Raw genomic sequence first — 24,937 nt, 5'->3', positions numbered from 1 at the left:
GCATGGGTGTCGGGGCGATCGGCTAGCATCCTCGGTACTACTTTCGGTCCAGCAACCGGCCGGCGGAGTCAGTTCGCGCAGTAGGCGCCTGTGATCGGAGGCTTTCGTGCACACCCTGGGTTTTGTACTGTCCAGGTGGGGAGGGGTAAGTCTGATGTGGCGCGAGCAGGCGACTCTCGGCTGTGCCGGCGGTGGTCGTGGTGCGCAGTGACGCGTTGAACGCCGATCTCTTCGCGGCCGGGCCCGGATCGCGGCGTCAACTCAACATACTGCTGGTCGAGGACGATCCCGGCGACGCCTTGCTGGTGGAGGAGATGGTCGCCGATCTGTCCCCGCGCCCGCACCTGGACTGGGTACGCACCCTGACCGAGGCCGGCGACCGACTGAGCGTTGACGTCCCCGATTGCGTGCTGCTCGATCTGCATCTGCCCGATGCGCACGGACTCGAGGCGCTGGCCGGGATCCGGGATCAGAACGACCAGGTCCCGGTCGTGGTGATGACCGGGCTCGACCAGGAGCGCACCGGACTGTCCGCTTTGGCCTCCGGTGCGCAGGACTACCTGGTCAAGGGGCGGGTCGACCCGGAATTGTTCGGGCGCGCAGTGCGGTACGCGATCCAGCGCAAGCAGGCCGAACTCACCAGCGCGGCCCTGCAGGCCAGTCAGATGCGGGCACAGGAGAACTCCCGGCTGGAACGCGGACTGTTGCCGAGGCCGCTGTTGGGCGCCGACCCCGCGGTCGAGGTGGTGTCGCGGTATCGGCCCGGTCGTGACCACTCACTGCTCGGTGGTGACTTCTACGACGTGGTCCAGGACCCGGCCGGCGTCGTGCACGCCATCATCGGTGACGTCTCCGGCCACGGTCCCGATGCCGCGGCGACCGGGGTCGCCCTACGGCTGGCGTGGCGCACGCTGGTGCTCAGCGGTGTCACCGGCGTCAGGCAACTGAACCTGCTCGAAGAAGTGCTGCTCGCCGAGCGCGCCGACCAGCAAACCTTCGCCACCGCGACGAGCTTGGTGCTCGATCCGGCGACCCGACAGGTGTCGGTCCGCCGCGCGGGTCATCCCGGCATGCTGCGGTGCACCGGCGCCGGATTGAGTTGGGTCGAGGTCCCGGGCGGACCGGCCCTCGGGTTCGTCCCGGGCTACGCGCAGTGGCCCGCTAACGAGGTGGCACTGACGGACGACGCCGGGCTGATGCTGTTCACTGATGGACTGTTCGAAGGACGCGTCGGCGACGGCAGCACCCGGCTCGGCGAGGACGGATTGTTCGAATTGGCACAAACACTGCCCGCCGAGCGGCCCGAGGCCTTCGTCGACGCGCTGATCGGGCAGGTCGCGGAGCTGTCGTCGGCGGCAGGCGGTTTGGATGACGATGTGGCGATCCTGTATTTGCGGTGGAGTGATGCGATGAGGCGGATGACGTGACGAGTAGTACATCGGCCCGGTCGGGGACTGTCCGCAAGATGACGGCACAGGGCTGGTTCCAGCTCGTGTTCGTGCTGATGATCCTGCTGGCGATCTTCGGCGCCGCAGCGGGCGCGCAGGTCATCGCGCACACCAACCGGGTCACCGACCGTCTGCTCTCCGAAACCCTGCCCGCGGTCACCGAAGCCTATCGGCTGCAGGGTGCGCTGCTGAATCAAGAGACCGGCATCCGCGGCTACGCCATCACCGGCGACTCGCAGTTCCTCGAGCCCTACGACCGAGGGCGACAGGAGCAGACCCGAGCCGGGGACCGCCTGCGGGAGCTGCTGGTCGAGCATCCGGTATTGCTCGCCGACCTCGCCGCGGTCGACCTCGCCGCCCAGCGGTGGCAGGCCGACTTCACCGACCCGGCGACCGGGGCGGTGTCGTCTCGCACGGGCATCGGCATCGACGCGGCCACGGGAGCGGTGCGCAGAAAGGCGCTCTTCGATGCCGTGCGCGGTACCTTCGCGGCGCAGAACGACCATCTCGTCGCGGTCGTCGACAGCGATTCCGCCGAGCTGGCAAGCGCACGCACCACGCGCAACATCGTGCTGTCGGGCACCGTGGCGGTGTTCCTGCTGACCGGGGTATTGCTCACCGTTCTGGTACGGCGACTGGTTGTGCGGCCGTTGGGCTATCTCACCGAGTCGTCGCGGCGGGTGGCCGCGGGGGAGTTCGACGCGCATATCGATGCCGTCGGCCCTTCCGATATCGCGTTGGTGTGCGAGGCGGTGGAGAACATGCGCCACCACATCGTCGCCGAGCTCGACTCCACACGCGTCCAGGAAGCGGTATTGCTGCGGCAGAAGCAGGATCTCGACGTCCAGGCCGAGGAACTGCGCCGTTCCAACACCGAATTGGAGCAGTTCGCCTACGTCGCGTCCCATGATCTGCAGGAGCCGCTGCGCAAGGTGGCCTCGTTCTGCCAGCTGCTCGAGAAGCGCTACGGCGACCGACTCGACGATCGCGGCAAGCAGTACATCGACTTCGCCGTCGACGGCGCCAAACGCATGCAGGTGCTGATCAACGACCTGCTCACCTTCTCCCGCGTCGGCCGGATGTCGGAGGGCACCGAGCCGGTGGCCCTCGATCAGACCTTGGACGAGGCGGTGGCCGCGTTGTCGGCGACCATCGAGGAAACCGAGGCTGTGATCGAGCGGCCGGAGGCGCTGCCGGAGCTCGTGGGGGAACCGACCCTGTTGGCCATGTTGTGGCAGAACCTCATCGGCAACGCGATCAAATTCCGCCGGCCCGACCTGACTCCTGTGGTCCGGGTGACATGTGCGCCCAACGCCGACGACCCCGAGGAATGGGAGTTCTCGGTGTCGGACAACGGAATCGGCGTCGCGGCCGAATTCGCGGAAAAGGTCTTCGTCATCTTCCAGCGCCTGCATCCGCGAGATGCCTACGGCGGCACCGGCATCGGACTGGCCGTGTGCAAGAAGATCGTGGAATTCCACGGCGGCCGGATCTGGCTCGACACGGACTATCGTGACGGCACCCGCTTGTGCTTCACCCTGCGGGCGGCTGCGCCCGCGACCACCGCTGTACCCATCGAGAACGAGGTATTCGCATGACCGATCCCGGCCAGCCGGTCGACATCCTGCTCGTCGAGGACGACCCCGGCGACGAACTGATGACGCGGGAAGCCTTCGAGGACAACAAGATCGGCAATACGCTACATGTGGTCAGGGACGGCCAGGAGGCGCTGGACTTCATCTATCGCACCGGCGCGTACGTCGATGCGCCACGCCCGGATCTGATCCTGCTGGATCTGAATCTGCCCAAGTACGACGGCAGGCAGGTGCTGGAGAAGATCAAGGCCGATCCGGAGCTGTCCCACATTCCCGTGGTCGTGCTCACCACCTCGGCGGCCGAGGAAGACATTCTGCGCAGTTACAAACTGCATGCGAACGCCTACGTCACCAAGCCGGTGGATCTCGATCAGTTCATCGCCGCGATCAGGCAGATCGATGAGTTCTTCGTCCAGGTCGTGCGGCTCCCGCGCGTGCGGGAGCCGCGACCTCGGACCTAGTGCGCGTTCGGCTCCGCGGCGATCGCCGCTTCCAGGGTGCCGTAGACCGCGAGCAGCTTGTCGAGCCCGGTCAGTTCGATCGGTCGCGCCACCTCGCGGGAGGCGACCACGCGCAGCTGGTAGGGCGCTGCCTTGGACACGACGAGCAACGCGCTGAGCCCGGCCGAGCCGAGGAAGCCGACCTGGGTCATATCGACCACCAGCGTCTTGCCGCCCTGCTGGGCCTTCTCCAGCACCGCCTGGAGCTGGGGCGCCGAGGCCATATCCACCTCCCCACGAACGGTAAGGATTTCGAAGTCGTCTTGTGCCCGTGTCTGCACGTCGAGGTCTCGGAAGCCGCCTTCTACACTCACCGAAGGTCTCCCCGGTTGCGATTCGCCACTTTTCTACCTCTTACCTCTAGCTTCGCCGGTTCGGCGAATGAGCGAGCGATTCTTGCCCCAGCAACCTACCCCATCCGCTCGGGCCACAAACCGTTGCGCAGCACCGGGGTACCCTGGCTCGGACGTATCCACCGGGCCGCCGTGGGAGGGCATTCTCACCCCCTGAAGTGGCATACCCGCGCAGTGCACGGGTACTGCCAATGGCGCGGGGGTTCTCGTGGATTCGTTGGACGTCGAGATGAAGAGGGAGGCATCAGGTGACGACGCACCCATCTCGGCAGGACAGCGCCGTGAAGCCGTTCGAGATCGATTTCTCGGCAGACGCCGCGAGGTTGGCCGAAGTACGTCACGCGCTGCAGGCCTGGCTGGCGGAGGTGCCGGTCGACCCGAACGCGGCATACGACATAGTGCTCGCCGTCGGTGAGGCGTGTACCAACGCCGTCGAGCACGGTCACCGTGGCGACGGCGGCACCGTACGTGTTTCGGCCGTGCTCACCGAGACCCACGTCCACACCGTCGTGACCGACGGGGGGAGCTGGTTGGCACCCGACCCGGACACCGATCAGTCACGTGGGCGTGGGATGGGCATCATGCGAGCGCTCAGCAGTGAATTCGAGGTCAGCACATCGGCGGCGGGCACCGTGGTGGACATGCGGTTCGCTCGGGCCTGAGCGGCCCTGACCTACGTAGCGCTCATTCGCGCAGGGTCTGCCTCGGTGGTCGACCGTAGCGGTGGCGGTAAGCCGTGGCGAAGCGGCCGGGATGGGTGAAACCCCACCGGTAGGCGATGGTCGCGACAGTCTGGCCGTCACCCGGCAGCGCGGCGCCGAGTTGTTCGTGTGCCGCCGACAGCCGCAGTCGCTGCAGGTACTCGAGCGGCGTCGTGTCCAGATGACGGCGGAAGGCCAGCTGCAAGGCGCGGGGAGTGACAAAGGTCGCCGCCGCGATGTCGGTGATCGCGATTCTCTCACCCAGATGCGACTCCATATAGGCGATGGCGCGCCGCACCGTATGGGGGTGCGCGTCGTGGCGATCGATGGCGTTCGGCTCGTTGTCGGCGGTCGTCGACATCGTGGCCAGCACCGTCGCGGCGAGGTAATCCGAGGCTGTCGTGACGGTGAGCGGGCTGTTCGCTGCGTCGGGGTCCGCGGCGATCTGCTGCAGATGGGTGAGCACCCGCCGCAGCCGGTTTCCGGCCGCGATCGTGACAGGCCGGTGCCCGTCTACCCGCACTCGTTGCCCGCCCTCGTTGGTGGCGACACGGTCCAGGATCGCGGGGTCGAACATGGTGATGCCGTAGCGGCTGGTTCGGATGACACCCGAGTAGGGCAGGTCGGGAGGGGTGAGCAGGCCTGTCTGTCCGGGGGTGAAGGTGTCGGGGCCGCTATCATGATAGTTCTCCTCGATCCGGCCGCTGTGGACGGTGACGAGGCAGACCCGACCCAGTGGGTCGGCGTCGTAGGCCATGTCGAAACCCATATCGAGCTGGTCGAAGTTGATCGAACCGAGAACTTCGCGACGGATCCGGGTGCGCACCTGGTGTGGGCCGTGATTGCTGATCTGCACCCTGGTGTAGGCGTTGCTGAGGAACTCCTCGGTCACCGCCAGGTCGTCGCTCTCGAAATTCAGGCTCTGCACGACGCTCCCTCCGTGGACACACGGTACCGGGGGCACGGCAGGGATGGCGGGGCGCCGGACAACCGCGCCCGATGGCTACTCATCCGCCATATTACCGGCTCGATAATTGGCGACGCACCCGTTGTTTCACCCTCGGCGCCCTGCGTGTCGCTCTTTCGGCACCCAGGCCACCGAGACGAAATACGAAAGCGGATCACCGCGATTCAGGACCGATAGCGAACAAAGGGGTGTCGGGACAGTCCCGGAACCATGCGGTTTGCCGGGCCGCGTGCTGGAATAGGTAGCCGGCCCGATCTTGAGCCCACAGGACTGTTGGCAATGCACTGCTCCATGGTGCTGAAGAATCGAGTCTTTTGAACAATCGTCCCGACGAAACCCGCTCGCCCGCAGCCGACGACCCGGCTGCCGATCTCTGCCGCCGCTTGGACGCCGTCGCGGAGTCCGCAGGACAGGTCATCGTGCTCCATGCTCGCGGGGAAATCGACGCCTATACCCTCCCGCGCTGGCGCAACCTGCTCGAGTCCGCTGTCCCCGACTCCGCCGAGGGGGGACATCTCGTCGTCGACTTGGACGAGGTCACGTTTCTGTCGGTCCGTGCCGTGACGGTCCTCACCGATCTCGCCCAGCATCTGGACCGACGCGGCATCGGAATGCATCTCGCCGACGGGCGTGCTACCACGACCATCGCGCGCGTGATCGACCTCGCCGGAATGACGGAGTGGATTTCGATCCATCCGGATCTCGCCACGGCCCTTGCCGCGACCGCCGGTCCGCGTTCCGCCGCCTGATCGATCGGCCGATCACGAACGCCCCGCACTCGGACCGAGTGCGGGGCGTTCTGTTCGGGCAGGGGGACAGGGGAGTCCTGGCCGCTGCCGTCAGCGTGGAGCCGGTCAGATCCCGGCGTCGGGGCGCGGGATGTCGCCGCGCCACGCTCCGGTTGCGCGACCCTCGCTTTCGATGAACTGCTTGAAGCGCTTCATGTCACCGTTCACCCGGTGCTCTAGCACGCCCAGTTTGTCGGCAGCGGTTTCGACGAAACCCTGTGGGTCGACATCCATCTGCGCCGTGATACGGGTATGGGTGTCGTCGAGCCGGTGAAATGTGATGACTCCGGCATGGTCGGGTCCGCTGTCGGATTTCCACGCGACTCGCTCGTCCGGGTGCTGTTCGGTGATGGTGGCGTCGAACTCTCGTGTCGACGGGCCGACGTGGATGCGCCAGTGGGTGTGACGGTCGTCGAGCTGACTGACCTGCTCGACTCCTTCCATGAACTGCGGAAAGGTCTCGAACTGCGTCCACTGGTTGTAGGCCGTACGGATCGGGACGTCCACATCGACAGTTGCGGCTACCGTGCTCAACGGGTACTCCTTCCCCAGCCTGCCTGCGTCTTAGCCGTCACAGACTGGATTCGGTCACAGCTGCAAGCCTTCGAGGCCCTGCAACTCGTACAGTGACTGCCTACCCGGGGCCCGAAAACACAAACAGGAGCCAATCGAGGCGCGACTGCCTTGCCGGGCGCACGGAATTCGGATGCGCGGTTTGGGCTGCGGATTTCGAGGTAACACGACCGTGCGGCCGTCGGCCGCGAGCCGTTCACCATATCGTCGGAGGAGGAGTTCATGGAACCCCTGGACATCGTCGCTCAGTGGCGTCGGGACATCGCGATCGCCGATAACGACGGTGACGTCGCCGCGCGGCATCTACACGGCGATGCGGCGTCGGCGATCAGGGTCGCGGGGCAGCATGGACCCACCACCGGGAACGACGAATCCGGTCGACGTACCGGGACTCAGGGCGAGGACTGACCTCTCGTCCGTCTGATCGAACCGCTGTCGGCGATGCATGCGTGAGGCCGTCCGGCGCCGGGATGCGATCCGCTATCGACACTATGACCGCGCCGTCGATAGCGGTGATCGTCGCTGTGGCAGGGTCGAATCCGTAAGTCCGCGCACGTGGTTCGGTCGGACCTCGGGTGGTTGGCGGTTGCCGGGACCGTCGACTGGGTCAGCGTCCGGACGGGACGCGCTGGCCCCGGCAACCGCCCGCCGGCCGGTCAGGAGTTCGGCCATCCCGTCCCCGGCGGCGGTCTGTGGTTCGATCTGCGAATCGGCAGATACCCCAGCACATCAGGTCCAAACCGAATGCGCGGGACTTGTCGTCAGGTGGCGTGTCAGTCGGTCGGCCAGGTCCCGGTCAGGGACTTGTAGCCGGTCGCGCCCGCACGGTCCACGGCAGCCTTGACCAGACCGAAGACCGCGCCCTGCAGTGCGGCGGCGAGCAGAACCTCACGCCAGGTGTGGTCGCGGGCGGTCGCCGATGGCGGTCGCTCGCCGCCGGCCACCACACCCCAGACTCGGTTGAACACCGCCCCGGCGGCGATGCCGCCGAGCACCCCGACGGCCATGCCGAGGGGTCGGTAGAGCGTCTTCATGACCGACGCCGCCGTGCCAGCCACCAGATCAGGGCCGTGGCGGAGATCGCGGCCGCGGCCACCGGCACCGGATTCCGGCGAGCCACCTCGGCCGCCTGCTTGCCACGTTCGGTCACCGGCTCGGGAACTGAGGACTCGACCTTCTCGGCCGCGTGCCGGGTCTTCTTTTCGGCGACGGCCCGCACCTGTTCTGCCTTGTCCCGCACCTGGTCGGCGGCGGCCAGTACCTCATATTTGGCGTCGGTCACCCGGTCCTCGGCCGCGTCGGGGACCTTGTCCTTCGCGCGTGCGGGTACGTCCAGCTCGTCGGTCGACTCGGCGACGGTCTCGCCGAGTTCCTGCCGTGCCTGTTCGCGGTCCCGGCGCAGTGCCTCCGGATCGTAGGGCTCGTTCATGCTTGCTCCCTTCCTTGATGATCTCGATGTCTTCCTCGACGCTCGGCATCGCATCCCTGGTCTGCGTCTACGATTCCGGCGCCGCGAGCGGTTCCCTCTGTGCTGCCTCCCTATTCGGGTGAGTCGCGCGGGGGGAGGACGGGTTCTTGGTCGGGTGGCTGGCCCTGTTCGATGCGGCGTCCGCGAGCCAGTTCGGCGTCGAATTCGGCACCGAGCAGCACCGCGACATTGCTGAGCCACAGCCACACCAGGAAAGCGACGGCGCCGGCCAGCGAGCCGTACACCTTGTTGTAGGACCCGAAATTCGCCAGGTAGAGGGTGAAGCCGGCCGAGGCGGCGATCCACACCAGCACCGCGAGCACACTGCCCGGCGAGAGCCACCGGAATCCCGGCTGTTGCGCATTGGGCGCGGCCCAATACAGCAGGGCGACTCCGAGACTGACCAGCACGGCGAGTACCGGCCACTTGACGACGTCCCAGATCAGCACGCCGACCGAGCCGACGCCGAGCCACTCACCCGCCGCTTCGGCGAACCTGCCGGTGAACAGCACCCCGACCACGCACAGCGCGATCAGCGACACCATCACCGCGGTCAGCCCGACGCGCAGCGGCAGCGTCTTCCAGATCGGCCGGCCCTCTTCGGTGTCGTAGATCGTGTTGGAGGCCCGGATGAAGGCCCCGATGTAGCCCGAGGCCGTCCACAGCGCCGTCACCACACCGATGATCGCCAGTGGGCCTGCCAGCGAGCGGGAGCCCTGCAGCTCCCGGATGGCGTCGACGAGCAGTTCGGTGCCGGGACCGGGGCCCAGTTGCTCGATGGTCTGGACGAACGAGTCGGTCGCCGAGGGGTCGAGCAGCCCGAGCAACGCGGTGAGCACGATGATGCCGGGAAATATCGACATCACGCTGTAGTAGGTGAGCGCAGCGGCCCAATCGGTCACGTTGTCTTCCATGAACTCGGTCGTGGTGCGGCGCAACACGCCCCACCACGACCGCCACCGCAGCGCGGAGGGTCCCTGCGACCAGTCCTGCGGCACGGGCTCGCGCTCGGCAACACTCTCCACCATCCACGTCCCTCCTGATCGTCGGCCGTTTACCCGGTATCCACGGAGTGAAACGGTGGTCCGTTCCGTTCCCTGCGTGAGTTCGCCTTCGGCCGAGGTCGCAGGCAACGTGCCAGCGCTGCAAGCACTCTCACGTCAGAAGACCGAGAGTGACTGCGTAGAAGATGTTTCCGGCCGTACTGCGCGGTGCCGAGCCGCGAAATCAGAATCCGACGAGTCCCGAGGCCAGATCTACGGTGTCGATGATCTGCGCGACCTGTCGGCGTGCGTTGGGGCACTGATCGCGCGTGACCGCGTCGATCGCGTCGCGGTGGCGGGCGACGGCGATATTGATCGCACCGTTGCGCAGTGCCCACAGGTGGACGACACCGTTGAACCTCACGCGAGCGATGGCGCTGCCCTGTTCACGCCAGCCGGCGAGATCGGCCCACATCGTGTCGCACAACTGCGCACCGGCGGCCGCGCTGATCACCGGCCCGTTCGCCGCTGCGGAGTCGCCGCCGGGGCCCGGCGATCCGGTCGTCGTCGCGCAGGCGACAACACCCGCCGAGATGAGACCGCCCACCAGGGCGAGGCGACCCGCCTGGTGGACGCGACGGCGGTTTCGCCTCATGAGTATCGGGCTCTCTTTCATCCGTGAACACGAAGTGGTTCACCGGTCGAATGCCCGCGTCTCGGGACCCGAATCGGAGATCGCCCTGCGAAACACCGTGCTGTGAGAGCAATTACACGTTTCTCCGCTCAGGTCGCGGGCTGGGCATCGTCGTCGCTACGGCCGCGGCGGCTGCCGGTGTAGGCACTTTCGCGCAGCCAGTTCACGGCTCGAGGGATCATCGTGACGTCAGCCGGTCGGTTGAGGATCGGATCGAAGAAGTCGGTGCGGTATTCGCCGGGGTTGGCTCGCCGCAGGTCGAGTTCGCCGACGATCTCGGGTGGGCGGCCGATCCCGTCGGCGACGAGCGAGAACCGGATCACCTGGTCGTCGAGGTGATCGTCGAGGGCTCGCAAGGACGCCGTATCCGGTAGGTCGTCGGTGTCGAGCGGTTCGGCGAACAGCCAGACCGGTGACTCGTCGGCGAATCGGTAGGGCAGGAGCGTGCCGAAACGGGCGCTGGACCAGGCGCGGGCGGGGGTGATGACGAACCGGCCCAGCGTGCTGGTGCCGGTCGTTGCCAGCGCGAAGTCCCAGGGGCGCTCGTCGCGATCGAGGACCCGGAAGGCCAGCCCGAGCACATCGGGTACCCCGCCGGGGCTGCCGACGCCTTTCGATACCCGGGCGATGACCGCTCGGTCGCCGGGGCCGAACCAGCGCACGTAGTCGCTGGTGGCATGGAACCGGCCCGCGAGGCGGATGCCGCGTGGGTGGAACACCCGTGCGTGCCGAACCCGCGCCCCCGTTTGGAACGCGGTACGGACCACGGTGGTCGGCAGTTCGGCAATACTGTGCCTATCGATCATCGGCGCTGGTCTCCTGTCACGGTGGTGGCGGTGGTTTTCGCCCGGCGCGGTACGCGTACGACGAGCCCCCATACCGTGCGCCTACCCAGGGAAACGGTGGCCAATCGCTGTTCGGCACAACAGGTCGACCTCGCGCGAGCTACCGCTGCTCGGTGAACGCCCGACGCGACTCCTCGTGCAGGATCGCGAGAAGTTCCTCTTCCAGGGCGACGAATTCCGGGGCGGTGATCGTGGACAACCCCCGCGGCCGCGGCAGGTCGATGCGCAGTTCGTGGCGCACGGTGGCCGGGCGCGCCGACAGGACGATCACCCGGTCCGACAGGTACACCGCCTCCCGGACATCGTGGGTGATCATCAGGACCATCCAGCGGTAGCGCTGCCAGACCTCTTGCAACCACGACTGCATCTCGGTGCGAGTCAGTGAGTCGAGCGCGCCGAAGGGCTCGTCGAGCAACAGCAGTTCACGCTCCTGGACGACGGTGCGCAGCAGTGCGGCGCGCTGTCGCATCCCGCCCGACAGTTGCGACGGACGGGCGTCCTCGAAACCGGCCAGGCCGAAGACCGGGAACAGCTCACGGGCGCGGCGCCGGGCCTCCGTCTTCGGAACACCCTGCACCCGCAAGCCGAGGATGGTGTTGTCAAGGACGGTTCGCCAGGGGAACAGCAGGTCTTTCTGCGGCATGTAGGCGCAGTGCGCGGCGGTGTCCTCGCCGTCGGCCGCGCGAAAGCCGACACTGCCGGAGTCGGGGGACTCGAGTCCGGCCAGCATGTTGAACACGGTGCTCTTGCCGCAACCACTCGGCCCGATGACGGTGACGAATTCGCCCGATCGGACGGTGAACGAAACCCCGCCGAGCACCGCGAGGTCCGGGCTGCGCCGCCCGGACTGCGGAAACGACTTGGTGAGGTGGTCGACGACGATGCGGTCGTCCCCGGCGTCAGTCACGTCGGCTCCTGTTCTGCGCGCGCGCCCACGGCGCGACGAGGCGTTCGATCGCGAACGTCGACAGATACAGCGTGATACTCAGCAGCGCCGTGACCAGCACCGCCGCCAAGACCAGGTCGGTGCGGAACGAATTCTTCTGCAGGCTCATGTAGATGCCGAGGCCGACGCTCGCACCGACATACTCGGCGAACACCGCGCCGACGACCGCGTAGGTGATGCCGATCCGCAGCGCCGTGAAGAACCGCGGCAGCGCGGACGGCAGTCGCACATAACGGAACACCTGCAGCCGAGAGGCCCCCATACTCCGCAGCAGCGCGCCCGCGTCACGGTCGGCCGCGGCGAAGCCCTCGATCAGGCCGATGGCCATCGGGAAGAACGTCGCCAGCGCGACCACCAGGACCTTCGGTAGGAGACCGAATCCGAACCAGATGATCATCAACGGCGCGATCGCGACGATCGGCACCGTCTGCGACGCGACGAACAGCGGCACCAACGCACGCCGCAGCCAGGGCGAGAAGTCCACGATCACCGCCAGCACCCACGCCAGCGTCAGCGATACCGCGAACCCGGCCAGCGTCACCTGCAAGGTGGCGGCCGCATGCGAGATGATCTCGTCCCGGTGCGCCCACCCCTGCTGGACGACCCGCAGCGGTGACGGCAGCACCTGTGGACGGACACCGCTGCTCGTGACGTAGACCTGCCAGATCGCGACGAGCACCGCCACCGTGACCACCGACGGCACCGCCCATCGGATCCCCGCCCACCGAGCCGTCCCGCCGTCGTCGCCGGTGGAGACCAGCGGCGACGCGGCTACGGACAGCTCACGGGTTGGCGAGGTACTCATTGGTGAAGTAGGTCGACCAGTCGGGCTCGGTGGTCAGCGGCTTTCCATCCGGGCCGGTCAGCAGACCACCCCGGTACAGGAAGCCGGAGTTCGCCGACCACTGCTGCACCGTCTGGGCGCCCACCTTGCCACCGGCGTCCTTCATGAACTGAGCGGCCAGCATGCGCTGGCTCTCGAAGACCAGCGCCTCGTCGTTGAACGCGCCCGGATTGGCATTGATGAGATCCTGGGCCGCCGCGTCCGGATTGTCCGCGGCGAACTGGTATCCGCGTTGCAGCGCCTGCACGAATTTCGCGGCGCGCTCGGGGTTCTCGGCCAGCCAGCCCTCGTTGGCATCGATCACGATCGCGTACGAGTCCGGGAAACCGAAATCGGTGTACCGGAAGTACCGCATCGGGGTGCCGTGGTGTTCGGCCTCGATCCCTTCCCACGCCAGATAGGAGACGGTGAAGTCCGCCTTGCCGGAGTAGACCGCTTCATAGGCCGACGAACCCAGCACCACCGAGGTGAAATCGCCGGTGCCGCCGTCGTTGCGGATCACCTGCTGCAGCGCCTCCCGCTCGCCCGGGTCGCCGAAACCGGCGTAGGTCTTGCCGTCGAGGTCCTTCGGTCTGGCGAGATCGGCGCGGTCGGCGCGCACGCCGATGCCCGTGGCCCAGTGCTGCAGCGGGGCGAGCACCGACTTGACCTGCGCACCGGAGGCGCGGGCGAAGGTCGACGAATTGTGGGTACTGATCCCGAATTCCGCGTTTCCGGCATCGACCATGGTGTCGACCGAGGTGTTGTTGTACGGCAGGACCTGCACATCCAGACCGGCGTCGGCGAAATAGCCGCGCTGCAACGCGACGTAGAGCCCGACGTGGTTGGTATTGGGTGTCCAGTCCAGCGCGAACCGGATGGTCTGATCGGAGCCGCCGCCCGAACCACAGGCGGTGAGCAGCGACAGGGTCGCGACGATGGTTGCCATGACCGCGAGCCCGCGGCGAAGACGCCCGCTCATGCGGCAGGCCAGGGCTGCGGATGCAGGGCGGTGTCCCAGAACATCAACTCGTAGCGCACGGCGAGGACGAATGCCTTCTCCATCGCCGCCCGCTCACGCTCGCTCGCCGACTCGGCCGCGGCGTCGACCAGCGATCGGGCCGTGGCCGCGGACTCCTGGAACTCCGCTGCGCCGTAGGTGGTGACCCACTGGGCGTAGGGGTGGGCGGAATCGGCGGCGATCACCTTCGCGGCGCTCTCGGCCAGGTCGCGACCCACGTCGGCATAGATCCAGAAACACGGCAGCGCGGCCGCGGCGGCGACGGCGTAGGACTCGGTCGCGGCGGCGGCGATCAGGAAGGAGACATAGGCCAGGCAGGTCTGCGAATGCTCCGGCTCGCCCTGTCGCGGAGGCAGCGCGCCACCGGTGAGCATCTGGTCGTGCATGGCTGACTCGACAGCGGCCGCGTTCGCGGACGAGGTCGCCCAGAAGGCCGCGGTCTGCGGGTCAGGAGACTTCGCGGCGAGCATCGCCAGCGCCTTCGAGTACCCGGCGAGATACAGCGAATCCTGTTCGATGTAGGTGCGGAACACCGCGAGCGGCAGGGTGCCCTCGCCGAGGTGCCGCAGGAACTCCAAGTCGTCGATCGCACTGCGCAGGACTTCGGTCCGGTCCCAGAGGTGATCGGTGAACAAGTCTGTCTTCGTGGTGTGGGCGTGCAACACCGTGACATCCCTTCGTCAGCATTACCTGAACAGGTTCGGCGGGTCTGTTCTCAGCCTCGCGGTCGCGAGACACCCCGTGTCAGAACTCGACCGACACTAGCAGCGCCCGCCGACATGCGGGCTTGGCCCGGTTCCGCGTGTAGCCCCGGTCACGGTGGTAGGTGTTCGGCGGCGGACCGGCACCCAGTAACTTGCCTGCCAAGGAGTCCGTCTTTTGCCTCCATCGATCCCGCCGAACGAAGAGAGCTGATCTCAATGTCGTCCTCTACCGCGCGTGCACACATCGGTGTGACCGGCCTGGCCGTGATGGGCAGCAATATCGCCCGTAACTTCGCCAAGCACGGCTACACCGTCGCGCTGCACAACCGTTCCGTCGCCAAAACCGACGCGCTGCTCGCCGAGCACGGCGGTGACGGAGATTTCGTCCGTACCGAGACCGTCGAGGAGTTCGTCGCGGCGCTGGAGAAGCCGCGGCGAGTGCTGATCATGGTCAAGGCGGGCGAGGCGACCGACACCGTCATCGCCGAACTCGCCGACGCGATGGAGCCGGGCGACATCATCATCGACGGCGGCAACGCCCTCTACACCGATACGATTCGCCGTGAGGCCGCCCTGCGCGAGCGCGGCCTCAACTTCGTCGGGGCGGGCATCTCGGGCGGTGAGGAGGGCGCGCTCAACGGTCCCGCGATCATGCCGGGCGGACCGAAGGAGTCCTACGAGTCGCTCGGCCCGCTGCTGGAGTCGATCGCCGCGCAGGTCGACGGCACCCCGTGCTGCACCCACATCGGCCCCGACGGTTCCGGGCATTTCGTCAAGATGGTGCACAACGGCATCGAATACGCCGACATGCAGTTGATCGGCGAGGCCTACCACCTGTTCCGCGACGCACTCGGTTTCGACGCCAAGCAGATCGCGGACGTGTTCACGCAGTGGAACTCCGGAGATCTGGAGAGCTACCTGGTCGAGATCACCGCCGAGGTGCTCGCCCAGACCGACGCGAAGACCGGCAAGCCGCTCGTCGACGTCATCGTCGACGCCGCCGAGCAGAAGGGCACCGGCCGCTGGACGGTCAAGTCCGCCCTCGATCTCGGTGTTCCGGTGACCGGCATCGCGGAAGCGGTGTTCGCCAGGGCGCTGTCGGGCTCGCGCGCCCAGCGCAAAGCCGCGGTGGGGCTCGCGTCGGGCACTCTCGCCGACAAGCCCACCGATGTCGAGCAGTTCACCGAGGACATCCGGCAGGCGCTGTACGCCTCCAAGGTCGTCGCCTACGCACAGGGCTTCGACCAGATCGCCGCGGGCAGCGCCGAATACGACTGGGATCTGCACCCCGGTGACCTGGCCACGATCTGGCGCGGCGGCTGCATCATCCGCGCCCGCTTCCTGAACCGGATCAAGGACGCCTACGAGCAGGACCCCGCCCTGCCGAGCCTGATCCTGGCACCGTACTTCCGCGAGGCGATCGAGACGGCCATCGACAGCTGGCGGCGCGTGGTCTCCACCGCCACCCTGCTCGGTATCCCGGTCCCCGCGTTCGCGTCCTCGCTGTCCTACTACGACGCACTGCGCGCGGAGCGCCTGCCGGCCGCACTGACCCAGGGTCAGCGCGACTTCTTCGGCGCGCATACCTACGAGCGCATCGACGCGGAGGGCAAATTCCACACTCTGTGGAGTGGCGACCGCAGCGAAGTGGTCGCGGACTGAGTTCTGACGAAGGTGCGGTGAGGGTCCGACCGTGATCCTGTTCGGAACCGCTGCGCGGGACAACCGCGCAGCGGGTACCGGCAGGATTACGGGATGCGCCCCACCGCTTTCGTCCTCAGTCGAACCGAATCAGGGATTGCACGTCTATTGAATTACGTGCGGGCGGCGATGTGAAATCTCGACTGCCGAATGAACTAATTGAGACAGCGCTCATCGGACACCTTTTCCAGAGGATTGCCGACGACCGCTGCGGGCGTGGGAGATAATGCAGGTGTGAGTACCGAGAGCATCCAGACCAACGCTCGCCCGAAGCGTCGCAACGGGCCCCGACTTCCGCCGGATGAGCGTAGAACGCAGCTGCTCGACGCCGCGCTCCGTGTCGTCGGTGATGCCGGACTCGCGAATCTGACCATGCAGGCGGTTGCCAAGGAAGCCGGCGTGGCCAAGCCGGTGCTGTACGCGATGTATCCCACCGCGCCGGAGCTGATGGCGCACCTGCTGCACCGCGAACACGCGCGGGGGATGGGTCAGGTCTCCGCGGCTATGCCGCGTGACCTGCAAGAATCCGACCCTGACCGGGAGTACGTCGCGGCAGTGATGGCGTTTCTCGAATCTGTCGCGGCTGCCCCGACCCGCTGGCGTCTGATCCTGTTGCACAGCGACGGTGCGCCGACCGACTATCGCGAACTGCTCGGCGCTGCCCGTGACAAGCTCCTCGACCAGTGCGTCGATCTGCTGACCGCGGGGTTCGCCGTGCGCGGCGGCCCGCATGAGGTCGATGTCGAATTGATCGCCCACGTGATGCTCGGGTTCACCGAAGTACTGGGACGAATGGTGTTGTCGGATCCGCAACGCTTTCCGCCCGAAAGATTACGCGCCACTGTCCGGTCCATGATCCGAACCTTGCCGGACAGGCCGGGAGCAGAATTCTCCGGTGATGTGGACAGCGATGCTCAGTCCAACTGAATGTGACGGCAAGAAACGCCGGTGAATCCGCTCACCGACACACGATGAGCGGATTCACCGTTCGACTACCGCAGTTGGATATCGGCGATAATCAGCACGGGCCAGGCGATTATCTCGCCGATCGCCGAGAGCAATCGGTCGAGCCCCGTCAATTCGCTCAGATGGCTGTCGTGGGTGATCAACCAGATCACACCGATCGCGATATAGGGAATGCCGCCTGCGATCGTCAGGTACACCATCTGACGGATACTGAGCCGGCGTTCCAGAACCTTTGTCACCATTGTCGTTCTCTATTCCGTGGTCAGGCGATGTCGCCGAGGATCGGTTGCGATTCGATGAGGCCCTCATCGGAGGGAGCGAGGCCATTCATCAACACACGGTCGCGTTGTTTCGCGCGCAGTGCGTGGTGGGCTTGCGACGGGATGTCGTATCCGTATTTCTTCTGAGCCTGCCGGGGTGTCGTCGTCACCGGATTGTTCGGCGTCAATTCGAGCAGCACCGGCGCCGCCACCGGCACGGTCGTCGGCGAGATCAGCTGCAGCAGGAGCAATTGCAGTCGAGTATTGAAGCTGACCACTGTCATCGCCGCGCTCAGCCACGGCACGACGAGAAGATCGAGAACGCGGCCGGTCGGCAGTCCGGCCATTTCCCGCATCCAGCGCGGCATCGTGGCCAGTGTTCCGCGTCGCAGGAATGCCGCGACGACGGTGAACAGCGGTCGCAGCACGAGCGGCATCGGCGGCAGCATCACCTCGGCGTCGAGGAGATGATTCATCGCCTTCTTCGCGATATCGGAGCCGATGAGCTGCGGACGCATGCGCTCGAAGTACTGCGCCACGCCGTGGCGAGTCCGGGGAACATCGGCTGGATCGCAGGTCTGGAGCTCGGCTGCCCGGGCGCATTCGTGCCAGTATCGGGACTCGTCGTCGGCGCTGAGCCGCCCCGGTCCGAACTTCTCGTACGCGATCAGCAGGGAGTGCCACGCGGTGAGGTGAATCCACAACTGCGACTGCGGGTCGTTCGCGTCGTAGTACTTCCCGGTCACCGGATCGATACCCACGGCCTTGGAATGGATCTTGACCAGGATGTCGGCCGCGCTGGTCGTGGACCGACTGTCGGCGAACATCACCATGGCGAAATAGCGCAGCGTGCGGTCGTAGCGAGTGCGGGGGCGGCTGTAGATCGCACCGGTGGTGTCCACGGCCGCGATCAATGCGGGGTCGAGTTCCTCGATGACGACTGCTCGCTGGAATCCGATGGTCAATCCGGTCGGGTAACTCCATACCCGCCAGGCGACGGAATCGGGTCCGAAGAATCCGTAGTCCTCGGCCGGCGCGACCTCCGGTAGCGACAACCATGCGCGTAGTGCTGCCATGCGGTTCTCCCCATATTCTCTGCTGTCGGTCGCGAGCTATCCATTCAATTACTACTCGCGTGTAGTTTTCAAGTAAGACGATAGCAGTCCGTACCACGGGCCGCTACGGTTCACGCTGCGATTTCGGTCGAAAATTCGACGAAATGCCGAATGCGCGCCCGATTTATCCACGGACAGAACATTTCTGGTAGCGGGCTATGCCCGCACGGCGCTCACCGCGCGGGCGAATAGCCATACGCAAATCGCAAGGCCGATCGCCGCGCAGGTCAGGAGCAGGACGGAAGTCACGGCGTAGGCGGCCCAGGTAGGCAGCACCTGTTCGAGCCCACGGACGAGGGCAGCCAGGGCAAAGAGTCCACCGAGGGTCGAGGTGACTGCCGCGATGGTCATGGCGAGCCCGGCGACGAGAGTCAGTCGTAGCCGTCCGGCCAGCGCGGTCGCCAGACGTGCGCTCCGCCGTCGGTATCGGCGCGCGGTAGACCCGCTCAACGCGGCCGCCAGGAGCGATTCGGTACGGGGAGAAGTGGTGTCGTCGGTCACCGGGCATCCTCTCGATCAGCGCGAAAGCGTCGGTGTGCTGACTGCACTGACCAGCCAGCGGTCGAGGTCCTTGCGCAGCGACATGCTCACCGAGAGCTGTCCGGGAGCGGGCTCGCCCTTGGTGCCGAGGCTGGTGATGGTCTGATTGATGACGGCCACCGCCGTCGCGGACGTCTCGTCGGCGGACTCGATGGCGCAGGTGACGTTGCCGACCGTGGAGACCACCTGCCCCTGGGTGAGCACGTCGCGCAGATCTTTGCTGGTGGCGTCGAATTCGGTCTTCCAGCTGCCGGTGGCGCCCGCGAGCACGGCGGCGAAATAGGTGTCGAGGTCCTTGGCGTCGTAGCGAGCCAGCGTCGGGGCGTAGGCGCACGCCGCCGCGAGTGCGGAGTCGCGCGCCTGTTCACGGGCGCGGATGCGGTGGTTGTCCACGGCGAGGAAGGAAGCGGCGGCGACGGCGGCGATCGTGATCGTCGCGGCCACCGGGATTACGAAGCTGCGCAGAGTAATTCGCTGAGGTTCCGCAATCGGCTCGGTGGTCTCGGAGTTCGAGTCGTCGGTGGTCATGGACACGTCCTTTCGGAGGTAGGAGTCAGTTGGCGGGCAGGGGGACGGAGAGCTCGTCGCCGGTGACGCCGGGGGGCGGGCCCGATCCGTTGTCGGGCCCGGCCGGGCGCGGCGCGTTGGCCGAGCCACGGACCTGTAGTTCGGGATGGCTGGTGACGCAGTAGTTGTAGAGGCGACCACGGCCGTCCGAGACCCCGGCGGGGGAGACCGGGATGGTCTCGTACTCGCAGGTGGGACGCGGCCAGATGTCCGCCATGGTGTGAAAGGCGTTGTCGTGGGCCGGGACTCCGAGGGCGACCACACCGGCGCGCAAAGCGGGAAACAGTGCTGTCATGGCCGGGGTCCGCAATCGGGCCGCTCGGGTGATGGCGACGAAGTTGGTCACCAGGCTCGTCAGCGGGTCGCTGGTCTCGGTGAGAACACCGCCGAGGGTGGCCAGCCTGCCCGGACCGTCGTCGAGTAGTTCGCGCACTTCGTTGTCGGCGGCGTTCATCTGGTCGAACAGCGTGCTCGATCCGCGGACCAGGGTGGCGAGGTCGGGCTGGGCCTGCGCGGTGGTGTCGGCGATGACCCGCAGATTGCGAATCAGTTCGGTGGTCTGCGGGAGCAGTCCGGTGAGGCCGGTCATCGCCTGGCTGAGACCGCTGATCACAGTGCGCAGGACGTCAGGGCCGCCGAGCAGCGCCCGATCGAGTTCGTCGACGATCACCGTGAGCCGGTCCGGGTTCATCCCGGCGATGAGGGCTCCGGTGTTGTCCAGGAACGAGTCGATGGTGACCGGTGTGCTCACCTGGTCGGCAGCCACGGTCGCACCATCTGCCAGGTAGGGTCCCGCGCCGGTGGTCGGCCGGAAGTCGAGATACTGTTCGCCCGCTGCCGAGAGACGCCCGATCGCCACGGGTGTTCCGACGGGAATGGTGGTGGTGCTGTCGATCTCGGCTTCGGCGAGAATGCCGACGCCGTCGAGCGCGACGGCGCGTACCGCGCCGACCCGCACCCCGCGGACGGTGACATCGCTGTGCGGGAGCAGGCCGCCGGAGCTGTGGAGCTGGACCCGCACGGTGTAGGTCGTGTGCAGTGGCCGCAGGCCGACGACATCGACGGCGATGTAGCCGGATCCGATGACGAGCATCCCGATCATGCCGAGCATGGCCCCAGCTGTCTTGTGGCGCTCGGCCCAGCGTGCCAGCCGGACGACGAGGGTAGCAACGCGCGGGATCATCGGTGGCCTCCCTGCAGCCGGCTGAGCACCCTAGCCAGCACCTGGGCGAGGCTGCCGACGAACGCGGTGACGTCGGTGCCGTCGGGCAACCTGCTGCCCTCGGCGTCGGTGAGCGCACCGATGTCCAGATACGAAATCCGTGCTGCGACAGCAAGACTCGACCCCTGCATCGACGTCCGCGCCACCGGGCCCAGCGCATTGAGCCGGTCCAGCGTGGTGCCCAAGTTGTCCCCCATCCGAGTGAAACCGGTCATCAGTGCCCGCACGCTGTCGAACAGGCTGAGGAATTCGGGACCGGTGGTCGAGGTGAAGTCGCCGAGCGCGGCGGTCACCGTGGACACCTTCGTCGTGAGATCGGTGATGGCGCGGTTGTTCTCGGCGATCACGGCGATCAGATCGGGGAAGGTATCGGCCGCCTGACCGAGTTCGGCCTTGCGGGCGCGCAGGGTGGAGGCGAGCCCGTCCAGACCGTGCAAGACCGAATCGATCTGCCCGGTGCGCTGATTCAACGCGCCCAGCGTCGCGGTGAGCTCGGTGAGCAGGTGCGACAGCTGGGGCCCGCGACCGCCGACGATCGCGTTCAGCTCCGAGGTGATGCGGGCGACCTGGTTCATCGCACCGCCGTCGAGCAACATCGACATCGCCATCATCAGCTCTTCGACCGACGCGCCTGCCGAGGTGTGCTCGCGATCGATGACATCACCGTCGGCGAGCAACGGCGTACCCGGCCGATGCTCGGGCAGCACGATGGCCACGTGGATGTCGCCCAACGGCGTCGGCTGCCGCAATTCGGTCCGGGTGCCCCGCGGTAGCGCGACATCGCGGCGCACCTCGAGCTCGACATCGGCGAGGAAGTTCGTCGTATCGATCTTGGTGACCACCCCGATGTCGGTGCCGCCGATCTTGACCCTGGCCCGTTCGGGCAGATTGAGCGCGTTGTCGAACACCGCGTGTAAGCGATAGGACGGCCCGTCGACACCGGGGCGCGGCAGGGGGACATTGTCGACGGTGACCGTGCACGAGCACACGCCGAGCGCGGCCAGTGCGGTGACGGTGAGGCGGGCGGCTCTGCTCATTCGGACAGTCCGAGGAGTGCGGCGGTCAGACCGAAATCCGGACCGAAGTCCATGAGTTTGCCCGTCCGGCAGCCGTCGGCGCGCAAAGCGACCCGCGCACACAACAGTGACAGAGTCTCGTTGTCCAGCAACGTCTTATCGGTGAGCAGATGGAGCCGCAGCGCCTGCTGGTCGGTGCTGACCGCGCGGGCGAAGTTGTCGGCCATCAGCGGCGTCACATCGACGATCTCGGTGAGACCGCGTGCGTTGTCGCGCATCTGGCCGGTAATGGTGACCAGGCGGCTCACCGCGTCGGTGAGCGGTGCGCGATTCTCGGCCAACACCGTGGAGGTGTTGGCGATGAAGTCGTTGACCTGGGTGAGTACCGCCGCCAAGCCCGGCGCCTGTTCGGCGAGCAGGGCGACGAGTTCGGTGAGCCGCCCGCTGAAGTCGCGGACCGTCTGATCGTTTCCGGCGATCATCGTAGTGAGCTCGTTGAGCTCGACGATGGTGCGCGAGATCTGATCGCGATTTGCCAGCGACACCTCGAACGTGGTGGAGAGGGCGTCGAGGGTCTCGCGAATTCGGTCACCGTTGCCGTCGAGCATCGGGAACAGCACCCGGCTGGCCATCGGGCCGTTCGCGTTGTCGCCCTTCAGCGCCTCGCCGAGTTGTTCGAAGTTGCGCAGGATGCGGTCGAGCTCCACCGGAGTCCTGGTGTGCGCCAACGGTATATGCGCGCCGTCGGTGAGTGTGGCCCCTTCGCCGGTATAGGCGGGAGTCAACTCGACGTGCCGGTTGGTGATGAGCTGGGGGGAGACCAGCGCGGCCATGGCGTCCGCGGGCAGCTCCACGCCCGGCTCGATGGTCATCGCGACCTCGACGAAGGCGCCCTTGGGCTCGATCGCGTCGACTCGTCCGATCGGGACTCCCAGGACCGACACGTCATTGCCGACGAACAAGCCGGCGGCGCCTTCGAAGTCCGCGGTGAGGTGGATGGCATCGGGGCGAAGCGACACCGGGATCGACGAACAGCCCGCGCCGACGCCGGTGCCGATCACCAGTGCCAGGCATTGCAGCAACCTGCGCATCATTTGCACCCTTCTACCGCGTCGGCCAGGCACAGCCAGTTGTCCGGGAACAGCCACGGCATGTAGATGTCGCCGTAGGGTCCCTGGGCGAACGCGTTGTTGAATTGGCGAACCGCCACCGGCATCACCTGATACAGGGCGTCGAGGTGTTCGCGATTCTTTTCCAGACCCTGCGACATGGTGTTCAGGTTGTGGATGAGCGGGCCGAGCCTGCCGCCGTCGTCGATGCCCATGTCCTGCAGGATCTTCGAAGCGGCGGCGATGTTGTCGAGCAGCTCTCTGATCAGGTCGCGACGCCGGACGACCGAGTCGCCGATCGCCTGACCGTTGGTCAGCAACACCAGCACGCTGTTCTGGTTGTCGGCGATCAGTCCGGAGACCTGATCCATGCTGCCCAGCAGCTGGTCCACTTCGTCGCGCCGGGAGGCGATCACCTTGGCCAGCGCGCCGACGCTGTCGAGCGCCTGGGCGGTGAGCGCCGGTGAATCGCCCAGTTGCGTGCTCACCGCGTCCAGGCCGGCGCGCAACGCGTTCGGATCGAGTCGTTCGAGATGCTCGAAGGAATTGCGATATTTCGGATCGTTCACGACTTTGGCCAGGTTGTAGGGAACGGTGGTGGCCGACAACGGGATCCGGGAACCGGGCAGGTTTCCCTCGGCCCCCGGATCGAGTTCGACGTGCATCTTGCCGAGAATGGTCGACATCTTGATCGCCGCTTTCGCGTCGTGACCCATGGAGAGGTCGGGCCGCACACTCATCGTGACCAGGACACGGTCGCGCTCGAGCCGGACGGAGGTGACCGTGCCGACTTCGATCCCGGCCACGTCGACGCTGTTGCCTGTCCGCAGGCCCGCGGCCTGGGCGAATTCCGCGTGGACGGTGTCCTCACCGAGATGGGCGCGCGAGAGTATCCCGGATCCGAGGACGAGCACGATCACCGCGACCCCCGCCGCGATGCCGAGGGCGAAGTACCGGTTGCGGAACGCATCGAGCAGGGTCGTGCGAACAAGGGAGAACAGGAATGTGATCATCGGCAGACCTCCGAGTGCTCGTTGCCGCCGACCTGGGAGAACACGCCGCGGGGGAACAGCACGCCCCACAACGAGACGTCCAGGCTGCAGACATAGGTATTGACGTAGGTGCCGTTTCCGCTGATCCGGGCCAGACCGGCCAGGATCAGCGGTAGTTCGATCGCCGCCTGGTCCAACCGCGCACCGTTGGACAGCAGCAGGTCGACGCCTTCGCTCGCCTGTCGCTGTGCCTGCGCCATACCCGGGGCGACCCTGGTGATGAGATCGGTGAGTTTCGTCGTCGACTCGGCGATCCCGGTCACCGACGCCTCGAGTACCGCTCCCTGTTCGTACAGCCCGCTGACCAGCGCACGGGACTGGGTGATCAGCGTCTCCAGCTCACCACTGCGGTTGGCCAGGCTGGTGATCACATCGCTGAGGTTGGTGATCACCGCTCCGAGGATCTCGTCGCGTTCGGAGAAGGTCGCGGCCAGTGCGGCTGCCTGGGTGATCAAGGCCGACAACGACACTCCGTCACCTTGCAGCGCCTGCACCAGGGTTTCCGACAGCGAGTTCACCTCGTCGGGTTGCAGCAGGCTGAACAGCGGTTCGAAGCCCGACAGCATGGCGGAGACGTCGAACGACGATTCGGTGCGCTCGAGCGGAATCGAGCCGCCCGCGGGGAGCGGTTCCCCCGCCGATTTGCCCGCGGCGAGCGCGACGTAGCGCTGACCGATCAGATTCTGATAGCGGATCATCGCTGTGGTGGTGGTGCTCAGGTGCTGGCGAGACTGCACCGACAGGGTCACCTCGGCGTGGCGGCGGTCGACCAGATCGATCGCGTCGACCCGGCCGACTCGCACTCCGGCGATACGCACGTCGTCGCCGGTCCGTAAGCCGAGCACGTCGGTGAAGGTGGCGCTGTAGCGATGGGTGTCGCCCGGCACCGAACGTTGCAAGGTCGACCAGATCGTGTAGGTCGCGATCATGGACAGCGCGACGAAGACAGCGAGCCCGAAATAGGTAGTGCGGGTGCGCAT

Annotated in this window: 29 protein-coding genes and 1 riboswitch; of the genes, 8 read left to right on the top strand and 21 right to left on the bottom strand. The window is 66.6% G+C overall.

What is annotated here, in order from left to right; all coding sequences use genetic code 11:
• Window positions 1–182 precede the first annotated feature (182 nt).
• Genes QX204_RS17370 through QX204_RS17360 form a run of 3 tightly spaced genes read left to right on the top strand, consistent with a single transcriptional unit; the run spans window position 183 to window position 3,504 of the window.
• Window positions 183–1,427, top strand: coding sequence for a PP2C family protein-serine/threonine phosphatase (locus QX204_RS17370; RefSeq protein WP_301900777.1), 1,245 nt, complete (start codon window positions 183–185; stop codon window positions 1,425–1,427).
• Window positions 1,424–3,046: a sensor histidine kinase gene (locus QX204_RS17365; RefSeq protein WP_367620134.1), complete on the top strand. Its 1,623-nt coding sequence runs from the start codon at window positions 1,424–1,426 to the stop codon at window positions 3,044–3,046. The genes QX204_RS17370 and QX204_RS17365 overlap by 4 nt, the downstream gene beginning before the upstream one ends.
• Window positions 3,043–3,504, top strand: a complete 462-nt coding sequence (locus QX204_RS17360; protein WP_056809526.1) for a response regulator — start codon at window positions 3,043–3,045, stop codon at window positions 3,502–3,504. The genes QX204_RS17365 and QX204_RS17360 overlap by 4 nt, the downstream gene beginning before the upstream one ends.
• Here the strand turns inward: QX204_RS17360 and QX204_RS17355 are convergent.
• Window positions 3,501–3,857 carry an STAS domain-containing protein gene (locus QX204_RS17355; RefSeq protein ID WP_056809524.1) on the bottom strand — a complete coding sequence of 119 codons (357 nt, stop codon included), beginning with the start codon at window positions 3,855–3,857 and terminating at the stop codon, window positions 3,501–3,503. The genes QX204_RS17360 and QX204_RS17355 overlap by 4 nt on opposite strands.
• Before the next feature lie 287 nt (window positions 3,858–4,144).
• Here QX204_RS17355 and QX204_RS17350 point away from each other — a divergent pair, with 287 nt between their 5' ends.
• Complete coding sequence (locus tag QX204_RS17350) at window positions 4,145–4,558, top strand: ATP-binding protein (RefSeq protein ID WP_301900776.1); 414 nt, start codon at window positions 4,145–4,147, stop codon at window positions 4,556–4,558.
• A gap of 22 nt (window positions 4,559–4,580) precedes the next feature.
• On the opposite strand, the gene QX204_RS17345 is transcribed toward QX204_RS17350, so the two are convergent.
• Window positions 4,581–5,525 (bottom strand): helix-turn-helix domain-containing protein, encoded by a 945-nt coding sequence (locus QX204_RS17345; protein WP_301900775.1) that lies wholly within the window; start codon window positions 5,523–5,525, stop codon window positions 4,581–4,583.
• A gap of 353 nt (window positions 5,526–5,878) precedes the next feature.
• Here QX204_RS17345 and QX204_RS17340 point away from each other — a divergent pair, with 353 nt between their 5' ends.
• The gene (locus QX204_RS17340; protein ID WP_301900774.1) at window positions 5,879–6,313 is read left to right on the top strand and encodes an STAS domain-containing protein; all 435 of its coding nucleotides are present in this window, start codon (window positions 5,879–5,881) and stop codon (window positions 6,311–6,313) included.
• Window positions 6,314–6,418: 105 nt separating this feature from the next.
• On the opposite strand, the gene QX204_RS17335 is transcribed toward QX204_RS17340, so the two are convergent.
• Window positions 6,419–6,886 (bottom strand): SRPBCC family protein, encoded by a 468-nt coding sequence (locus tag QX204_RS17335; RefSeq protein WP_301900773.1) that lies wholly within the window; start codon window positions 6,884–6,886, stop codon window positions 6,419–6,421.
• A 261-nt stretch (window positions 6,887–7,147) separates the two neighbouring features.
• Between QX204_RS17335 and QX204_RS17330 the strand changes: the two genes are divergently transcribed.
• Window positions 7,148–7,333: a hypothetical protein gene (locus QX204_RS17330; protein WP_301900772.1), complete on the top strand. Its 186-nt coding sequence runs from the start codon at window positions 7,148–7,150 to the stop codon at window positions 7,331–7,333.
• 365 nt (window positions 7,334–7,698) lie between these two features.
• On the opposite strand, the gene QX204_RS17325 is transcribed toward QX204_RS17330, so the two are convergent.
• From QX204_RS17325 to QX204_RS17285, 9 genes are all read right to left on the bottom strand, one after another.
• Entirely contained in the window at window positions 7,699–7,959 is a 261-nt protein-coding gene (locus QX204_RS17325) for a DUF4235 domain-containing protein (protein WP_301900771.1), read from the bottom strand.
• Window positions 7,956–8,354 (bottom strand): DUF3618 domain-containing protein, encoded by a 399-nt coding sequence (locus tag QX204_RS17320; protein ID WP_301900770.1) that lies wholly within the window; start codon window positions 8,352–8,354, stop codon window positions 7,956–7,958. The genes QX204_RS17325 and QX204_RS17320 overlap by 4 nt, the downstream gene beginning before the upstream one ends.
• 110 nt (window positions 8,355–8,464) lie before the next feature.
• Window positions 8,465–9,421: a YihY/virulence factor BrkB family protein gene (locus tag QX204_RS17315; RefSeq protein WP_301900769.1), complete on the bottom strand. Its 957-nt coding sequence runs from the start codon at window positions 9,419–9,421 to the stop codon at window positions 8,465–8,467.
• 199 nt (window positions 9,422–9,620) lie between these two features.
• Window positions 9,621–10,031, bottom strand: a complete 411-nt coding sequence (locus QX204_RS17310) for a hypothetical protein (protein WP_301900768.1) — start codon at window positions 10,029–10,031, stop codon at window positions 9,621–9,623.
• 128 nt (window positions 10,032–10,159) lie between these two features.
• Entirely contained in the window at window positions 10,160–10,876 is a 717-nt protein-coding gene (locus tag QX204_RS17305; RefSeq protein ID WP_301900767.1) for a phosphodiesterase, read from the bottom strand.
• 139 nt (window positions 10,877–11,015) lie between these two features.
• Complete coding sequence (locus tag QX204_RS17300; protein ID WP_301900766.1) at window positions 11,016–11,822, bottom strand: ABC transporter ATP-binding protein; 807 nt, start codon at window positions 11,820–11,822, stop codon at window positions 11,016–11,018.
• Window positions 11,815–12,666, bottom strand: coding sequence for an ABC transporter permease (locus QX204_RS17295; protein WP_301900765.1), 852 nt, complete (start codon window positions 12,664–12,666; stop codon window positions 11,815–11,817). Before QX204_RS17295 ends, QX204_RS17300 begins: the two co-directional genes overlap by 8 nt.
• On the bottom strand, window positions 12,644–13,666 hold the full coding sequence (locus tag QX204_RS17290) for an ABC transporter substrate-binding protein (RefSeq protein ID WP_301900764.1): 1,023 nt from the start codon (window positions 13,664–13,666) through the stop codon (window positions 12,644–12,646). The genes QX204_RS17295 and QX204_RS17290 overlap by 23 nt, the downstream gene beginning before the upstream one ends.
• The gene (locus tag QX204_RS17285; RefSeq protein WP_301900763.1) at window positions 13,663–14,370 is read right to left on the bottom strand and encodes a TenA family protein; all 708 of its coding nucleotides are present in this window, start codon (window positions 14,368–14,370) and stop codon (window positions 13,663–13,665) included. The genes QX204_RS17290 and QX204_RS17285 overlap by 4 nt, the downstream gene beginning before the upstream one ends.
• Window positions 14,361–14,457, bottom strand: a riboswitch (TPP riboswitch). It overlaps the preceding gene by 10 nt.
• A gap of 168 nt (window positions 14,458–14,625) precedes the next feature.
• Here QX204_RS17285 and gndA point away from each other — a divergent pair.
• Together gndA and QX204_RS17275 are read left to right on the top strand one after the other, a co-directional pair.
• Window positions 14,626–16,071, top strand: coding sequence for an NADP-dependent phosphogluconate dehydrogenase (gene gndA / locus QX204_RS17280; RefSeq protein ID WP_301900762.1), 1,446 nt, complete (start codon window positions 14,626–14,628; stop codon window positions 16,069–16,071).
• 273 nt (window positions 16,072–16,344) lie between these two features.
• Window positions 16,345–17,037: a TetR/AcrR family transcriptional regulator gene (locus QX204_RS17275; protein WP_301900761.1), complete on the top strand. Its 693-nt coding sequence runs from the start codon at window positions 16,345–16,347 to the stop codon at window positions 17,035–17,037.
• Window positions 17,038–17,102: 65 nt separating this feature from the next.
• Here QX204_RS17275 and QX204_RS17270 read toward each other — a convergent pair whose 3' ends face one another.
• The 9 genes from QX204_RS17270 to QX204_RS17230 all read right to left on the bottom strand — a co-directional run bounded on the left by QX204_RS17270 (window position 17,103) and on the right by QX204_RS17230 (window position 24,937).
• Entirely contained in the window at window positions 17,103–17,318 is a 216-nt protein-coding gene (locus QX204_RS17270) for a hypothetical protein (protein WP_301900760.1), read from the bottom strand.
• Window positions 17,319–17,338: 20 nt separating this feature from the next.
• Window positions 17,339–18,412 carry an oxygenase MpaB family protein gene (locus QX204_RS17265; protein ID WP_301900759.1) on the bottom strand — a complete coding sequence of 358 codons (1,074 nt, stop codon included), beginning with the start codon at window positions 18,410–18,412 and terminating at the stop codon, window positions 17,339–17,341.
• 195 nt (window positions 18,413–18,607) lie between these two features.
• Window positions 18,608–18,952: a hypothetical protein gene (locus QX204_RS17260; RefSeq protein ID WP_301900758.1), complete on the bottom strand. Its 345-nt coding sequence runs from the start codon at window positions 18,950–18,952 to the stop codon at window positions 18,608–18,610.
• 15 nt (window positions 18,953–18,967) lie between these two features.
• Window positions 18,968–19,519: an Rv1363c family protein gene (locus tag QX204_RS17255; protein WP_301900757.1), complete on the bottom strand. Its 552-nt coding sequence runs from the start codon at window positions 19,517–19,519 to the stop codon at window positions 18,968–18,970.
• A 25-nt stretch (window positions 19,520–19,544) separates the two neighbouring features.
• A complete protein-coding gene (locus QX204_RS17250; RefSeq protein WP_301900756.1) occupies window positions 19,545–20,741 on the bottom strand; it encodes an MCE family protein in 1,197 nt (398 codons plus the stop codon).
• Window positions 20,738–21,817, bottom strand: coding sequence for an MCE family protein (locus QX204_RS17245; RefSeq protein WP_301900755.1), 1,080 nt, complete (start codon window positions 21,815–21,817; stop codon window positions 20,738–20,740). The genes QX204_RS17250 and QX204_RS17245 overlap by 4 nt, the downstream gene beginning before the upstream one ends.
• Complete coding sequence (locus tag QX204_RS17240; RefSeq protein ID WP_301900754.1) at window positions 21,814–22,890, bottom strand: MCE family protein; 1,077 nt, start codon at window positions 22,888–22,890, stop codon at window positions 21,814–21,816. Before QX204_RS17240 ends, QX204_RS17245 begins: the two co-directional genes overlap by 4 nt.
• On the bottom strand, window positions 22,887–23,918 hold the full coding sequence (locus tag QX204_RS17235; RefSeq protein ID WP_301900753.1) for an MlaD family protein: 1,032 nt from the start codon (window positions 23,916–23,918) through the stop codon (window positions 22,887–22,889). Before QX204_RS17235 ends, QX204_RS17240 begins: the two co-directional genes overlap by 4 nt.
• Window positions 23,915–24,937 (bottom strand): MlaD family protein, encoded by a 1,023-nt coding sequence (locus QX204_RS17230; RefSeq protein ID WP_301900752.1) that lies wholly within the window; start codon window positions 24,935–24,937, stop codon window positions 23,915–23,917. Before QX204_RS17230 ends, QX204_RS17235 begins: the two co-directional genes overlap by 4 nt.

The organism is Nocardia sp. PE-7 (assembly GCF_030486425.1).
In the GTDB taxonomy this organism is placed as follows: domain Bacteria; phylum Actinomycetota; class Actinomycetes; order Mycobacteriales; family Mycobacteriaceae; genus Nocardia; species Nocardia salmonicida_A.
This window is presented reverse-complemented; position numbering and strand designations above follow the sequence as displayed.